Annotated in this window: 12 protein-coding genes; 6 read left to right on the forward strand and 6 right to left on the reverse strand. The window is 56.0% G+C overall.

What is annotated here, in order from left to right; translation table 11 throughout:
* Nucleotides 1–59 precede the first annotated feature (59 nt).
* Genes AC2FGB_RS00430 through AC2FGB_RS00440 form a run of 3 tightly spaced genes read left to right on the forward strand, consistent with a single transcriptional unit; the run spans nt 60 to nt 3,414 of the window.
* A complete protein-coding gene (locus AC2FGB_RS00430; RefSeq protein WP_496688567.1) occupies nt 60–1,442 on the forward strand; it encodes an aldehyde dehydrogenase family protein in 1,383 nt (460 codons plus the stop codon).
* Entirely contained in the window at nt 1,439–2,584 is a 1,146-nt protein-coding gene (locus AC2FGB_RS00435; protein WP_496693365.1) for an iron-containing alcohol dehydrogenase, read from the forward strand. Before AC2FGB_RS00430 ends, AC2FGB_RS00435 begins: the two co-directional genes overlap by 4 nt.
* Nucleotides 2,585–2,643: 59 nt before the next feature.
* Nucleotides 2,644–3,414: an alpha/beta hydrolase gene (locus AC2FGB_RS00440; protein ID WP_496693366.1), complete on the forward strand. Its 771-nt coding sequence runs from the start codon at nt 2,644–2,646 to the stop codon at nt 3,412–3,414.
* 90 nt (nt 3,415–3,504) lie between these two features.
* On the opposite strand, the gene AC2FGB_RS00445 is transcribed toward AC2FGB_RS00440, so the two are convergent.
* The 3 genes from AC2FGB_RS00445 to AC2FGB_RS00455 form a co-directional block, all read right to left on the reverse strand.
* Nucleotides 3,505–3,957: a hypothetical protein gene (locus AC2FGB_RS00445; protein ID WP_496688561.1), complete on the reverse strand. Its 453-nt coding sequence runs from the start codon at nt 3,955–3,957 to the stop codon at nt 3,505–3,507.
* A 645-nt stretch (nt 3,958–4,602) separates the two neighbouring features.
* On the reverse strand, nt 4,603–6,561 hold the full coding sequence (gene parE, locus AC2FGB_RS00450) for a DNA topoisomerase IV subunit B (protein WP_496677913.1): 1,959 nt from the start codon (nt 6,559–6,561) through the stop codon (nt 4,603–4,605).
* Between the two features lie 214 nt (nt 6,562–6,775).
* A complete protein-coding gene (locus tag AC2FGB_RS00455) occupies nt 6,776–7,336 on the reverse strand; it encodes an NYN domain-containing protein (RefSeq protein ID WP_246097118.1) in 561 nt (186 codons plus the stop codon).
* Nucleotides 7,337–7,601: 265 nt separating this feature from the next.
* Between AC2FGB_RS00455 and AC2FGB_RS00460 the strand changes: the two genes are divergently transcribed.
* Complete coding sequence (locus AC2FGB_RS00460) at nt 7,602–8,210, forward strand: carboxymuconolactone decarboxylase family protein (protein WP_282021855.1); 609 nt, start codon at nt 7,602–7,604, stop codon at nt 8,208–8,210.
* A gap of 3 nt (nt 8,211–8,213) precedes the next feature.
* Here AC2FGB_RS00460 and AC2FGB_RS00465 read toward each other — a convergent pair whose 3' ends face one another.
* Nucleotides 8,214–9,089, reverse strand: a complete 876-nt coding sequence (locus tag AC2FGB_RS00465) for an alpha/beta fold hydrolase (RefSeq protein ID WP_496693367.1) — start codon at nt 9,087–9,089, stop codon at nt 8,214–8,216.
* A gap of 110 nt (nt 9,090–9,199) precedes the next feature.
* Between AC2FGB_RS00465 and ppk2 the strand changes: the two genes are divergently transcribed.
* Entirely contained in the window at nt 9,200–10,126 is a 927-nt protein-coding gene (gene ppk2 / locus AC2FGB_RS00470; protein WP_281971857.1) for a polyphosphate kinase 2, read from the forward strand.
* A 104-nt stretch (nt 10,127–10,230) separates the two neighbouring features.
* A complete protein-coding gene (locus AC2FGB_RS00475; RefSeq protein ID WP_496677908.1) occupies nt 10,231–11,595 on the forward strand; it encodes an MATE family efflux transporter in 1,365 nt (454 codons plus the stop codon).
* Nucleotides 11,596–11,602: 7 nt separating this feature from the next.
* Here AC2FGB_RS00475 and AC2FGB_RS00480 read toward each other — a convergent pair whose 3' ends face one another.
* Nucleotides 11,603–12,004 carry a hypothetical protein gene (locus tag AC2FGB_RS00480; protein WP_281971859.1) on the reverse strand — a complete coding sequence of 134 codons (402 nt, stop codon included), beginning with the start codon at nt 12,002–12,004 and terminating at the stop codon, nt 11,603–11,605.
* Between the two features lie 11 nt (nt 12,005–12,015).
* Nucleotides 12,016–13,218: a pyridoxal phosphate-dependent aminotransferase gene (locus AC2FGB_RS00485; protein ID WP_496693368.1), complete on the reverse strand. Its 1,203-nt coding sequence runs from the start codon at nt 13,216–13,218 to the stop codon at nt 12,016–12,018.
* Between the last annotated feature and the right edge of the window lie 20 nt (nt 13,219–13,238).

The raw sequence follows: 13,238 nt of genomic DNA on the forward strand, positions 1-13,238 counted from the left end.
CGAGGTTTGTGTTGGCCAGATAAAGCAGGAGATTCTGCTTTTTAGAGGATGGAGTGGAGATGGGGCAGATGTTGAAATGCATCTCGCCGATCGATGGATCGGTTTATGCTGAGCGCGAAACCTTATCGCGCGAAGCAGCGTTTGAGGTGGCCGCGCGGGCCAGGGAAGCGCAAACAGCCTGGGCAGCACGCCCATTACAAGAGCGAATTGATCTTGTGATGGCGGGTGTCGCCGCTGTTGGTGCGATGAATGACGAAATCGTGCCCGAGTTGGCCCATATGATGGGGCGCCCAGTGCGCTACGGCGGAGAGTTCGGCGGGTTCAACGAGCGCGCCGGCCATATGGCCGAGATCGCGCAGGGTGCACTGGCCGATATTGCGGTGGGCGAGGATGAGATCTTCAGGCGCTATATCAAACGCATTCCGCATGGGGTTGTCTTTGTCGTGGCGCCCTGGAACTACCCGTACATGACTGCGATCAATACGGTGGCCCCGGCGTTGATTGCGGGCAATACCGTGGTGCTGAAACACGCGACCCAGACCTTGTTGGTGGGTGAGCGGATGGCGCAGGCTTTCCATTCGGCAGGTGTTCCTGAGAATGTGTTCCAGAATGTGTTCCTGAGTCATGATGTGACTAACGATTTGATCGCTGGAAATGCGTTTGATTTCGTGAACTTCACTGGCTCGGTCGGTGGTGGTCAGGCGATGGAACGTGCGGCGGCGGGCACATTCACCGGGGTCGGTACCGAGTTGGGCGGCAAGGATCCAGGCTATGTCATGGACGACGCCGATCTGGACGCAGCTGTTGATACGCTGATCGACGGTGCGATGTTCAACGCGGGCCAGTGCTGCTGCGGGATTGAGCGGATTTATGTGCACGAAAGCCTGTATGATGCGTTCGTTGCCAAAGCGGTTGAGATTGTTCAGGGCTATAAGCTGGGCAATCCGCTGGATGCAGAGACGACGATTGGACCGATGGCCAATATACGCTTTGCCGATGAGGTCCGCGCGCAGATTGCCGAGGCAGTCGCGGATGGCGCAGTTACCCATATCGACACTTTCCCCGAGGATGATGGGGGGGCATATCTGACCCCGCAAATCCTGACCAATGTCACACACGACATGCGGGTGATGCGGGATGAGAGTTTCGGCCCCGTAGTTGGAATCATGAAAGTGTCGTCGGATGACGAAGCCATCGCGCTGATGAATGACAGCGAGTTTGGCCTGACCGCCAGCCTCTGGACCCGCGACGTGGACCGGGCCGCGCAGGTCGGGGACCAGATTGAAACTGGCACCGTCTTCATGAACCGCGCCGATTATCTGGATCCGGGCCTGTGCTGGACCGGTTGCAAGAATACCGGGCGTGGCGGTGGTCTTTCTGTCATCGGCTATCACAACCTTACCCGCCCCAAATCCTACCATCTGAAGAAGGTGACATCATGAGCCTGTCTGGAAACTGGTCCTATCCGACCGCGATCAAATTCGGCGCTGGCCGCATCAAGGAACTGCCCGAAGCCTGCGCTGCGGCCGGAATGAAACGCCCTCTGCTGGTCACGGACAAGGGGCTGGCTGATCTGCCGATCACCTCGGCGACGCTGGATATTCTTGAGGCTGCGGGTCTGGGGCGTGGCCTGTATAGCGAAGTGGACCCGAACCCCAATGAGAAGAACCTTGAGGCCGGCGTTGCGGCGTATCGGGCAGGCGACCATGACGGGGTAATCGCATTTGGCGGTGGCTCGGGGCTGGATCTGGGTAAGATGGTGGCCTTCATGGCCGGTCAGATGCGCCCGGTCTGGGATTTCGAAGATATTGGCGACTGGTGGACCCGCGCCGATGCCGATGTCATTGCTCCGATCATTGCGGTTCCGACCACCGCTGGCACCGGGTCCGAGGTCGGGCGCGCCAGCGTCATCACCAATTCGGAAACTCATGCGAAAAAGATTATCTTTCACCCTAAGGTACTGCCAACCGTGGTGATCTGTGACCCGGAACTGACCGTGGGAATGCCGAAATTCATCACCGCTGGCACTGGTCTGGACGCCTTTGCCCATTGTGTCGAGGCGTTCTCAAGCCCGCATTACCACCCTATGTCACACGGCATCGCGCTCGAGGGGATGCGGCTGGTCAAGGACTACCTGCCGCGCGCCTATGCCGATGGCACCGATATCGAAGCCCGCGCCCAGATGATGAGCGCGGCAGCGATGGGGGCCACGGCCTTTCAAAAGGGCCTCGGCGCGATCCACGCGATGAGCCACCCGATTGGCGCGGTGTTCAACACCCATCACGGGACGACCAACGCAGTCTGCATGCCCGCGGTGCTAGAGTTCAACGCCCCCGCCATCGCCGACCGGTTCCAGCAGGCCGCGGCCTATCTGGGCATCGATGGAGGCTTTGACGGGTTCCGCGCCTTTGTGCAGGAGTTTAATGACTCGCTGGGTATCCCCCGCAAACTCTCGGATATGAAAGTGACCGATGCGGCAATCCCCGAACTGGTCAAGGGGGCGATCATCGACCCCTCTTGCGGCGGCAATCCGATTGAACTGACCGAGGACAACCTGACAGCGCTGTTCAAAGCGGCGCTGTAAGCCTCTTGCCGATCCGCTCCCTCATCTCTCATAGTGATGGCAGGTGAGGGGGCGTTTCCATGACCAAAGAGATTGTTCTGATCCACGGAGCCTTTGCCGGACCGTGGTGTATGGCCGATTACGCGGGGTTCTTCCGCGACCGGGGCTGGACCGTGCACACGCCTGCTCTGCGGTACCATGGCGGCGACCCCAAGGCCGAACCCGATCCGGGCCTGACCGACGTCAGCGTCACCGATTATGCCAACGACATTGCAGAGTTCGTGCAGGGGCTGGACAGCAAACCGGTGCTGCTGGGTCACGCCATCGCAGGCGTTGTGGCGCAGCAGGTGGCAGCGCGCGGCTTGGCCAGCGCCATCGTTCTGATCAACCCGAACGCGCCGTGGGGCACACTGCCCGAAACCGACGACGAACGCGCCGTTCCGCGTGCGTTGATGGAGGGCGGGGCGTTCTGGAAACAGCCCATGCGCGTTGAGTTCGATCTGATGGCGCCCTTTGCACTCAACAAAATGCCCGAGGCGCAGCGGCATGAGGTGTTCGACCAGCTTGGCCCGGAAAGCGGCCGGGTGATGTTCGAGATGTTCTTTTGGATGTTCGACGATCACCACGCGATGAAGGTGGATATCGACAAGGTCGACTGTCCGGTTCTGATCGTGTCCGGCACCGAGGACCGGGCCGTGAACCCCAACACCTGCCGTGAGTTGGCGAAACTCTACGGAGACCGCGCGACGTTTCTGCCGGTCGAGAACCACGCGCATTTTCTATTCATGGAGCCGGGGTGGGAAGGGCCTGCCGGGCAGATAGTGGAGTGGTTGGATGAGAAAACAGAGTAGGATGGGCATTTACACCCATCATTGATTGCAGTGCGTAAATATATGGGTGCGAGCATCTAACCAACGATTGCCTGTATTTATTCATTTCATCTAGCGTTTTTCGCAAAACGTTTTAACTGCGAAATCCAAATCTTCTTGTGATTTCAAATTGGGCCAGTTTGCCATGAAAAGATCGTCGATAATTTGCACTCCCTGAGTATCTATTACATCCAGCGCAATTGTTTGAACTTGAATTCGATTTGGAAATAAATCTCGAACATCAAATACCTGCTCTGAATAAGTCGCGGATTCTCCCGGTGCAATAGGGTCGAATTCAATAATCGCTCGGCCATCCAATTCCAGTAATTCAATTACCTTGTCATTAGATATTACAATGAGGCCTGAAATTGGTATGCTGGTAACATTGTTTACTCTCACAGTTACTAAGTTTCCTGTATCAGATGGTGCAATTTCGGAGAATTCAACGATTCCGAGATCAGCTATACACTTTTCAAGTCGATCTCGAATTTCTTGATTTCTAGAAGAAGTGGGGTCAATATCCATCAACCACTCTGAAATTGAGCGTGCACTATCTGAACCAGCTTTTTCGTATTGTGCGGCTGATGGTTGGCCGTAAACTACAGAAACAATCAGGAGTGTTATGTAACAAGAAAGTGAAAGAAAAATTCTAATTTTCTCATCCCATCAATTTTAAAGAAACTGGATTTTCGCTGAAATTTACGGGCAATTTCGGTACATACTGACCCTGCAAATCCAATTTGACGATCTAAGCTCTACTTGTGAAATCGTGTTTATCATACATCCAACTCCTCCACAAACCGCGCGTTCTCTTGTATGTATTGGAACCGCAGTTCGGTTTTTTTGCCCATCAGGCGCTCAGCAAGGTCGCAGGTTTCGCCACGTTAGTCCTTTCTGATGTGCGAAAGCGTTTGCCTCATTGGCGTTTGTACACACTCTTTTTTATTAGATACAGCAACAACGCCGCTGGCCACCAAGCAAAGATAAAGATGTACGCTTTGGATAGCGAGATGCCGGTAGTTGGAAATAGGTGAGGAAAGAACAAGACCCAGATTATAGTCAATGCCCAACACGTACTAAAAACTGCTATCGTGCGATTGATTGCTCGGATTTCTTCCTTGGCGTTCATCTTTTTTTGTGGGGGAAATCTATTATCGGCTGAAGCTCGTTTCAAACATCCAACTCCTCCACAAACCGCGCGTTCTCCTGAATGTATTGGAACCGCAGTTCGGGTTTTTTGCCCATCAGACGCTCGACTAGGTCGCCGGTCTCGCCGGGTTCGTCCTCGTCGATGGTGACCCGGATCAATTTCCGGGACGCGGGGTCCATCGTGGTTTCTTTCAGGTCTTTGGCGTCCATTTCACCCAGACCCTTGAAGCGGGAAACGTCGATCTTGCCTTTGCCGCCCAGACCTTTTTCCATCCATGCGTCGCGCTCGGCCTCGTCCAGGCAATAGACGCGTTTGGCGCCTTGCGTCAGGCGATACAGCGGCGGGCAGGCGAGGTAGAGGTGGCCCGCGTCGATCATGGGCCGCATCTGGGTAAAGAAGAACGTCATCAGCAGCGCCGCGATATGCGCGCCGTCGACATCCGCGTCGGTCATGATGATGATCTTATCATAGCGCAGGTCATCGACGTTGAAACGGGTGCCAAGCCCGACACCCAGCGCCTGGGTCAGATCGTTGATCTCGGCATTGGTGCCCAGCTTGGAACTGGCCGCGCCCAACACGTTCAGGATTTTGCCGCGAAGGGGCAGCAGCGCCTGTGTTTTGCGGTTACGGCCCATCTTGGCCGAGCCGCCCGCCGAGTCGCCCTCGACGATGAACAATTCGGTGCCGTCCCGTGTTGAACTGGAACAGTCCACCAGCTTGCCGGGGAGACGAAGTTTCTTAGTGGCGGACTTGCGCTGTGTTTCCTTCTCGGCTCGCCGGCGCAGGCGTTCCTCGGACCTTAGAATGAGGAAGTCGAGGATCGCTCCGGCGGATTTGTTATCCGCGGCCAGCCAGTTGTCGAAATGGTCACGGACCGAGTTTTCGACCAGCCGCTGTGCTTCGACCGTGGCGAGACGGTCTTTGGTCTGGCCGACGAATTCAGGCTCGCTGATGAAGCAGGACACCAGGGCGCAGCCGCCGGTGACCAGGTCGTCGCGGGTGATCTGCGCGGCCTTTTTGTTGTTGATCAGCTCGCCGTAAGCTTTGATGCCCTTGAGGACAGCGGCCCAGAAGCCTGCCACATGGGTGCCGCCTTCGGGCGTGGGGACGGTGTTACAGTAGGATTGGATGAACCCGTCGCGTGAGGGGGTCCAGTTGATCGCCCATTCGACCTTGCCGGGGGCGTTGAATTTTTCGCGGAAATCCACGGTGCCGGCAAAGGGCTGATCGGCATAGGTGGACGAGCCGTTCATCGTTTCCTTGAGGTAATCCGACAACCCGCCGGGAAAGTGGAACGTCGCCTCGGTCGGGGTTTCGCCGTCATCGATGGCGGTTTTCCATCGGATTTCGACGCCCGAGAAAAGGTAGGCTTTGGAGCGGATGGATTTGAACAGCCGCGCGGGTTTGAATTTGTGGTGGCCAAAGATGTCGGGATCGGCATGGAAGGTCACAGTGGTGCCGCGCCGATTGGGGGCAGCACCAACCTTTTCAACCGGTCCCTGAGGTACTCCGCGCGAGAAGCGTTGTTCGAACAGCTGTTTGTCCCGGGCCACCTGAACAACCATGGAATCCGACAAAGCATTGACCACAGATGCACCAACCCCATGCAGACCGCCCGAGGTCTGATACGCCTTACCCGAGAACTTGCCACCCGCGTGCAATGTGCACAGGATGACCTCAAGCGCGGATTTGTCGGGGAATTTCGGGTGCGGATCGATCGGAATGCCGCGCCCATTGTCGCGCACGGTCAGGGCGTAATCTGCGTGCAGTTCGACCTCGATCCGGTTGGCATGGCCTGCCACCGCTTCGTCCATCGAGTTGTCGAGGATTTCAGCGACCATATGGTGCAGCGCACGCTCATCCGTGCCGCCGATATACATGCCGGGGCGTTTGCGAACAGGTTCAAGACCTTCGAGCACCTCAATGGATGAGGCGTCATAGGTATTGGTCGCTTCGGGCGTCAACAGATCGTCGGGCATATGGGCTGCTCTTGTTTTTGAGTTTCCCCCATTATGGCAGGTGATGTGGTCCGGGGGAAGAGGGACGCGAGGTGTTGTGGATGGTTTGGGTCTTGGAAGCGCGAGGAGTAGGAGCGATGCTTTGGAATTGGACGTTCTGTGGTGTCTGTCTTTAGCTAAGTACAGACATACAAGCGAATACGTCAGGCAAAACTACCCGCAAATTGGTGAGGTATCAAAGGGACAACCAAAGCATTCCGTCCTTGTAACCGCCGCGTATTGGTTTTCTGTCGTTTAGAACATCTTGGTAGTCATCAGCCCAATCGCGGAATCGGTCATTCGTAACGATGCTGGCTTGATAATCCCTGGCGGCTTGCAAGACTAATGGGTCTGCTGGTGTTCCTTTTGGAGCGACCATAACGCGATCTCTCGGTAGCCTAAGCTTGGACGCCAGATATTTGTCACTCATGTATCGATCAGAAATTTTGTATCCCACATTCGCATCAAAGACCACTCCGGGCGTTAGCCCTGCTTTGGTCAGTGCGATCGTGACCTCGCGAACGGTCTCGATACTTGGAACATCGTCCTTCCAGTGCATGACGTTTGATCCGTCAACGACTGCCCACTTTCTTGCTTTTTGAAATCGCTTCAGCCAGTTTTTGAGTAGCAATACCACACTTGCCAATGAGCAGGGCCCAGCCAGCAATACCCAATCGGTGAGCCCGGGTTGCGTCAATGCGACGACGGTGCCTATCCCGGAGAGCACGAAGACAGTACAGAGTATGCGCAATTCCAAAATCTCTTTCGCAAAATTGATAGTCTATGTGACTGAAGCGAATAAAACACCGAAATGAAAATTGTAATATAGTGGGGCCCGGGGCGACGTGGTGTTGGGTTTGGCGCTATGTGCACCCCAAAACGTTGTATAATAATCCCGAACCTTGTGTATCTATCTGGTTCGATGCCCCGAGGTACTAAAAGCTCTGCTTTTTACCTCGCAACGCTCAGTTTTCGCTTCTAGTCTTTTCGCGAAGCTGAACAACAGTAACAAGGCATGCTAAATGAGCTGGATCAAAACCATTCCTTTCGAACAAGCTACGGGCAAGCTGCGCAAGCTGTATGAGCGGGTGACCGGCCCCGACAACAATGTCGACAACATCATGATGGCGCATTCCTTGCGGCCGCATTCGATGGAAGGACATATGGCGTTGTACAAGAATGTGCTGCACCATTCGGCCAATCAGATTCCCAAGTGGTTTCTCGAAACTCTGGGTGTCTGGGTCAGTTCTCTGAACCACTGCGGGTACTGTGTCGAGCATCATTTCAACGGGTTGCAAAGGCTGTTAGGCGACGAAGTGCGCGGTAATGCAATCCGTGCCGCGATCGAAGCTGGGACACCCGAAAGCGCTCCATTGGAGGCTGCTCAGGTTGCGGCCATGTTGTATGCGCGCAAGCTGACGCAGGCCCCGGCGGATCTGGTGGAAGACGACATAGCCGTCCTGCGCAACACAGGGTGGGACGATGGTGAAATCCTCGAGATCAATCAGGTCTGCGCCTATTTTGCCTATGCCAACCGCACCGTTCTGGGGCTGGGATGTTCCACCGAGGGTGATATTCTGGGGCTGTCCCCCAATAACTCGGCTGATCCTGCTGATTGGGGGCATAAATAGGCCTCAGCCGTCTGTCCACTCAATGATTGCCTGTGCCATTGCTTCGGGCTTCTGGTGGTGTAACCAGTGATCCGTGCCCGGAATATCGACTCGTGTGAGGTCGGGCGCGAAATCTTCCAGACCGTCTGTCGCCTCGGGCAGCAGCGCTTTGTCATCGGAGCCCCATAGCAAAAGATGTGGACAAAGAACCATCAGCCGCTCGACCGGAAGCCGGGGCAGGTCTGTGCAGGGCTCGCCCGGTTTCGCCACAACCAGCGGAGATGCCCGATACCAGTTCAGCATGGCATTCAGACGACCGGGACGGGCCCATTCAGTGCGATAGTCCTCCATCCGGTCATCGGACAGCCAGTCCAAGCCCATCCCGTGGCGAAAGAAACTTTCTAAGCGGGTAAAATTGTTCGCGGCAAAGTGTGTTGCGGCATCAGGGGCCCGTAGCGCGTTAATATATTGAGAGGCCGCGGATTGTGCGCCGCCCGATGCCATAGCCCGTTGGAAGGGCACCGGGTGAACGCCGTTTGCGATGATCAGGCGACCGACGAGATCTGGGCGGAACATGGCCAGGCCATAGGCGACCGCGGCGCCCCAGTCATGGCCCAGAACACTGATTGGCGTATCCAGACCTTCGACAAGTGCGATCATATCCGAGACCAGCTCGGACGTGGCATATTGGCCGACACCCTCTGGTGCCCAGCTTTGGCCGTAACCGCGTTGATCAGGGGCAATGCAATGGAAATGAGATGCCAGATGTGGCGCCAGATCGGCCCATGCCCCACCATATTCCGGAAAGCCGTGCAGCATCAGCAAGGGTGGCAGGTCGGATGACCCCCAACGGCGAATATGAAACCTCTGGCCATTCAGGATCTGAAATCGGGTTTCCATGTTTCTTGGCCTTTTCGCCGTATAAGTGAATTTGGTTTGACCCCAATCAAAGCGCGAAAGCTTCGGTTCTGCTAGCCGTTTTTTCGAACAGTGAAAAAAGGAGAATATGAATGGATGCAGCTGCGCAACCCGAGCAAAATCTACCTCGCGTGAATGACGAAACATCTGTTGCAGGTGCTGTTTCCGAGCCAAGCCCGGAAAAGATCCGCAAGGCATTCGAAAGCGGAAGATATCCCTATCATCGCAAGATGCCCCGGCGGGTCTATGAGGCCGAGAAGGCCAAACTGCAGGCTGAGTTGCTTAAGGTTCAGCTGTGGGCGCAGGAAACCGGTCAACGGTTCGTATTGCTGTTCGAAGGGCGCGATGCGGCTGGTAAGGGCGGTACAATCAAACGGTTTATGGAACACCTAAACCCCCGTCAGGCGCGCGTGGTCGCCCTTAACAAACCCACCTGGGAAGAAAAGGGCCAATGGTACTATCAGCGCTATGTGCACGAGCTTCCCACCGTTGGTGAAATGGTGTTCTACGACCGCTCTTGGTACAACCGCGCCGGGGTCGAGAGGGTGATGGGGTTCTGTTCTCCGAACGAGTACCTAGAGTTTATGCGCCAGACGCCAGAGCTTGAACGGATGTTGGTGAGGTCGGGAATTCAGCTTTACAAATACTGGTTTTCGGTCACGCAACCCGAACAACAGCGGCGGTTTCAAAGCCGTGAGACCGATCCGTTGAAGCAATGGAAACTATCTCCGATCGACAAGGCAAGCCTTGGCAAATGGGATGACTATACCGAGGCGAAAGAGGCGATGTTCTTTTATACAGACACCGCTGATGCGCCCTGGACCATCGTGAAATCGAATGACAAAAAACGCGCTCGTCTGAACTGTATGCGCCACTTTCTGTCGACACTTGATTACCCGGACAAGGATCACGGCATTGTTGGCGAGCCCGATCCTTTGATCGTGGGTCAGGCGCATCATGTGATCCACCGATCCGAGCATATTCTGGGCAACGCACTGCATCCTGACGCCCGCTGCTAGGCCTAAGGTTCGGGGCAGGGCACCTGTCCCGGATCCATGTCTCACTCTGAAATTTCTCTGTTCCGGTCTTGTCCCGGCCTTTCGCCGGGCCTATGGCTGGTGGAATGAATAAGGTGATGACATATCAAGGCCATTTCCGTGCCATTGCCGTCCTGGGCCTGCCATTGGTTGGCGGGCATCTGGCGCAGTTCGCAATCGGTCTGACGGACACGATCATGCTTGGCTGGTACGGGGTCGAAGCTTTGGCGGCGGTCACGTTGGCCAGCAGCTTTTACTTTGTCCTGTTCCTGTTCGGGGGCGGGTTCGGTCTGGCCGTTATGCCAATGGTGGCAACAGCCGCTGCCGAAGACGATGAAACCAGCATTCGCCGTTCGACCCGCATGGGGCTCTGGTTGTCGTTGCTATATGCAGCAGTGGTAATGCCATTGCTGTGGTGGTCATACCCGATCTTGATCGCCACAGATCAGGATCCACAGGTGGCGGAAACTGCATCGGAATACCTGCGGGTTGCAGGCTGGGGTCTGTTCCCCGCTCTGGTGGTAATGGTCTTGAAGTCCTACCTTGCGGCGTTGGAGCGAACCCAGGTTGTTTTGTGGATCACCGTTGCTGCTGCGGTGGTGAACGGTCTGACCAACTATGCTTTGATCTTTGGCAACTGGGGTGCGCCTGAACTGGGCGTGATGGGCGCCGCTATCGCTTCGGTCGTGACGCAGACCGTGTCGTTAATTGCGGTTATCATCTATGCTGTAAAAGTTCTGCCCGAGCATAGCCTGTTCCAAAGGTTTTGGCGGCCCGACTGGGAGATGCTGCTGAGCGTTCTGAAGCTAGGCATACCCATCGGGCTGACCCTGCTGGCCGAAGTGTCTCTGTTCGCGATGTCGGCCTTTATGATGGGTTGGATCGGTCAGGTGCCGCTGGCGGCGCATGGGATCGCTCTGAACCTCGCCTCGGCGACATTCATGGTGCATCTGGGCCTGTCCAACGCTGCCACGATCCGGGCGGGCAATGCGCTTGGCCGCAAGGACCGCGCGCATCTGGAAAAAGGTGCCGTCGCCGTGACAGGGATGTCCCTTGTGGTGTCTATCCTGACAATCATCCTGTTCCTGACCTGCGCCGAGCCTCTGATTTCCGTATTTGTGGAACCGCAGGATCCGAAACGCCCCGAGATTCTGGCCATAGGTACCGGGTTGCTGGCCATGGCTGCGTTGTTCCAGCTGGTGGACGGTGCACAGGTGATCGCGCTGGGCCTATTGCGCGGATTGCAGGATGCCAAGGTGCCAATGGTCATGGCGGGGCTAAGCTATTGGGTCGTCGGAATTCCGGCGTCCTACTATTTTGGGTTCATCCGCGGCATGGAGGGCGTCGGTGTCTGGTTGGGCCTTGTGCTGGGTCTTGCCTGTGCCGCCGTACTGTTGATGGCGCGCTTCTGGCTGCGATCAGTGCGTATAATCGCTGAACCGGCAGCGTGAAGGCAAATTAGCCATTGTTCAGCCGGTCGGCTTTCTTCCGAACCAATACGCTGCGCAGATCATGCATCGCCAGTAGTAGCCGGTCCGTAACGTCCTCGAGCTGTTGGTCAGTCGCTTTGGACTGGGCCCACTGTGTGGTTAGGTTCAGATAGTCCACCGCGCGGTGAATATCGTCGATATCGCGCTGCGCCAGAAGATCTTTACGTTCTGCCATCCAGCGCTCGATTTCGGCCTGATCCGCCTCAGTCAGAGCGCGCTGACCCTGCGGCTTCACCTCTCCATTGCGGATGTTGATGACCGCGATCTGGTTCATTTCAATCCGACGTTGGCGGTTTTCCGTGTCGATCCGGAAAACCGCGGCACCGTTTTCGCGTATGCGGAAATAGTACTCAGGCAATTCGGCAGTCATAAGGTCTCCGATCAGGTCAGCGAAGCACAAAACCTCTGAATGCGCGTGCAGGCTTCGGTCAGCGCTTCATCTGACGTAGCATAGCTGACGCGGAAGTTGGGGGACAACCCAAACGCAGCGCCGAAGACGACTGCAACGTCAGCCTCTTCCAAAAGCGCGGTTGCGAAGGCTTCGTCTGTGTCGATCAAAGTGCCTGCAGGCGTGGTCTTTCCGATCAACCCGGAAATGGAAGGGTAGACGTAAAACGCACCTTCCGGAGTTGGGCAGGTCACTCCTTCGATCTGGTTCAGCATGCTGATGACCAGATCACGGCGGCGTTTGAACGTTTCATTGTTCGGGGCCAGAAAGGACTGTGTACCGTTCAGCGCCTCTACCGCCGCCCATTGGCTGATCGAGCAGGGGTTCGAGGTCGATTGAGACTGAACCTTGCGCATTGCCGCAATCAATTCGGCAGGCCCTGCTGCATAGCCAATCCGCCAGCCAGTCATAGCATAGGCTTTGGATACACCATTGCAGGTCAGGGTGCGGTCATAAAGCCTGGGCTCGACTTCTGCCGGTGTGCAGAACTCAAACCCGTCATAGGCCAGATGCTCGTACATATCATCCGTCATTACCCAAACATGCGGGTACCTGATCAGGACATCGGTCAAAGCTCTCAATTCCGCACGGCTATACCCTGCACCGGTTGGGTTGGACGGAGAGTTGAAGATGAACCATTTGGTCCTTGGTGTAATTGCTGCCTCAAGCTGTTCAGCGGTTAGTTTGAAACTGTTCTCCAAGGTCGTTTCAACTGTCACAGGCGTTCCCCCGGCCAGAAGAACCATATCGGGATAGCTAACCCAATAAGGTGCAGGTATGACCACCTCATCGCCTGCGTTCATGGTGGCCATCAGCGCGTTATACAGCGTCTGCTTGCCACCGGTTCCGACCGAGATCTGAGCAGGCGAATAGTCCAGTCCATGATCACGTTTCATCTTGGCGCAAACCGCCTGCTTCAGCTCTGGTATGCCATCGGGCGCGGTGTATTTGGTCTTTCCAGCAGCGATGGCCGCCACCGCAGCATCCTTGATGTTTTGGGGCGTGTCGAAATCTGGCTCCCCGGCGCTTAGGCCGATTACGTCTCGTCCGGCTGCCTTTAATTCGGCCGCCTTGGCTGTCATCGCGATTGTTGGAGATGGTTTTACGCGTGACAGTGTCGCAGACAGGAAACTCATGGTCGGCCTCAGTTTGTATG

The sequence above is a fragment of the Ruegeria sp. CDSC021 genome (assembly GCF_059610845.1).

Coding starts and splice junctions, on each gene's coding strand:
- AC2FGB_RS00435 (WP_496693365.1), top strand. CDS start 1,439: ATGAGCCTGTCTGGAAACTGGTCCTATCCGACCGCGATCAAATTCGGC.
- AC2FGB_RS00445 (WP_496688561.1), bottom strand. CDS start 3,957: ATGGATATTGACCCCACTTCTTCTAGAAATCAAGAAATTCGAGATCGA.
- AC2FGB_RS00485 (WP_496693368.1), bottom strand. CDS start 13,218: ATGAGTTTCCTGTCTGCGACACTGTCACGCGTAAAACCATCTCCAACA.
- AC2FGB_RS00475 (WP_496677908.1), top strand. CDS start 10,231: ATGAATAAGGTGATGACATATCAAGGCCATTTCCGTGCCATTGCCGTC.
- AC2FGB_RS00430 (WP_496688567.1), top strand. CDS start 60: ATGGGGCAGATGTTGAAATGCATCTCGCCGATCGATGGATCGGTTTAT.
- AC2FGB_RS00465 (WP_496693367.1), bottom strand. CDS start 9,089: ATGGAAACCCGATTTCAGATCCTGAATGGCCAGAGGTTTCATATTCGC.
- AC2FGB_RS00460 (WP_282021855.1), top strand. CDS start 7,602: ATGAGCTGGATCAAAACCATTCCTTTCGAACAAGCTACGGGCAAGCTG.
- AC2FGB_RS00440 (WP_496693366.1), top strand. CDS start 2,644: ATGACCAAAGAGATTGTTCTGATCCACGGAGCCTTTGCCGGACCGTGG.
- parE (WP_496677913.1), bottom strand. CDS start 6,561: ATGCCCGACGATCTGTTGACGCCCGAAGCGACCAATACCTATGACGCC.
- AC2FGB_RS00480 (WP_281971859.1), bottom strand. CDS start 12,004: ATGACTGCCGAATTGCCTGAGTACTATTTCCGCATACGCGAAAACGGT.
- ppk2 (WP_281971857.1), top strand. CDS start 9,200: ATGGATGCAGCTGCGCAACCCGAGCAAAATCTACCTCGCGTGAATGAC.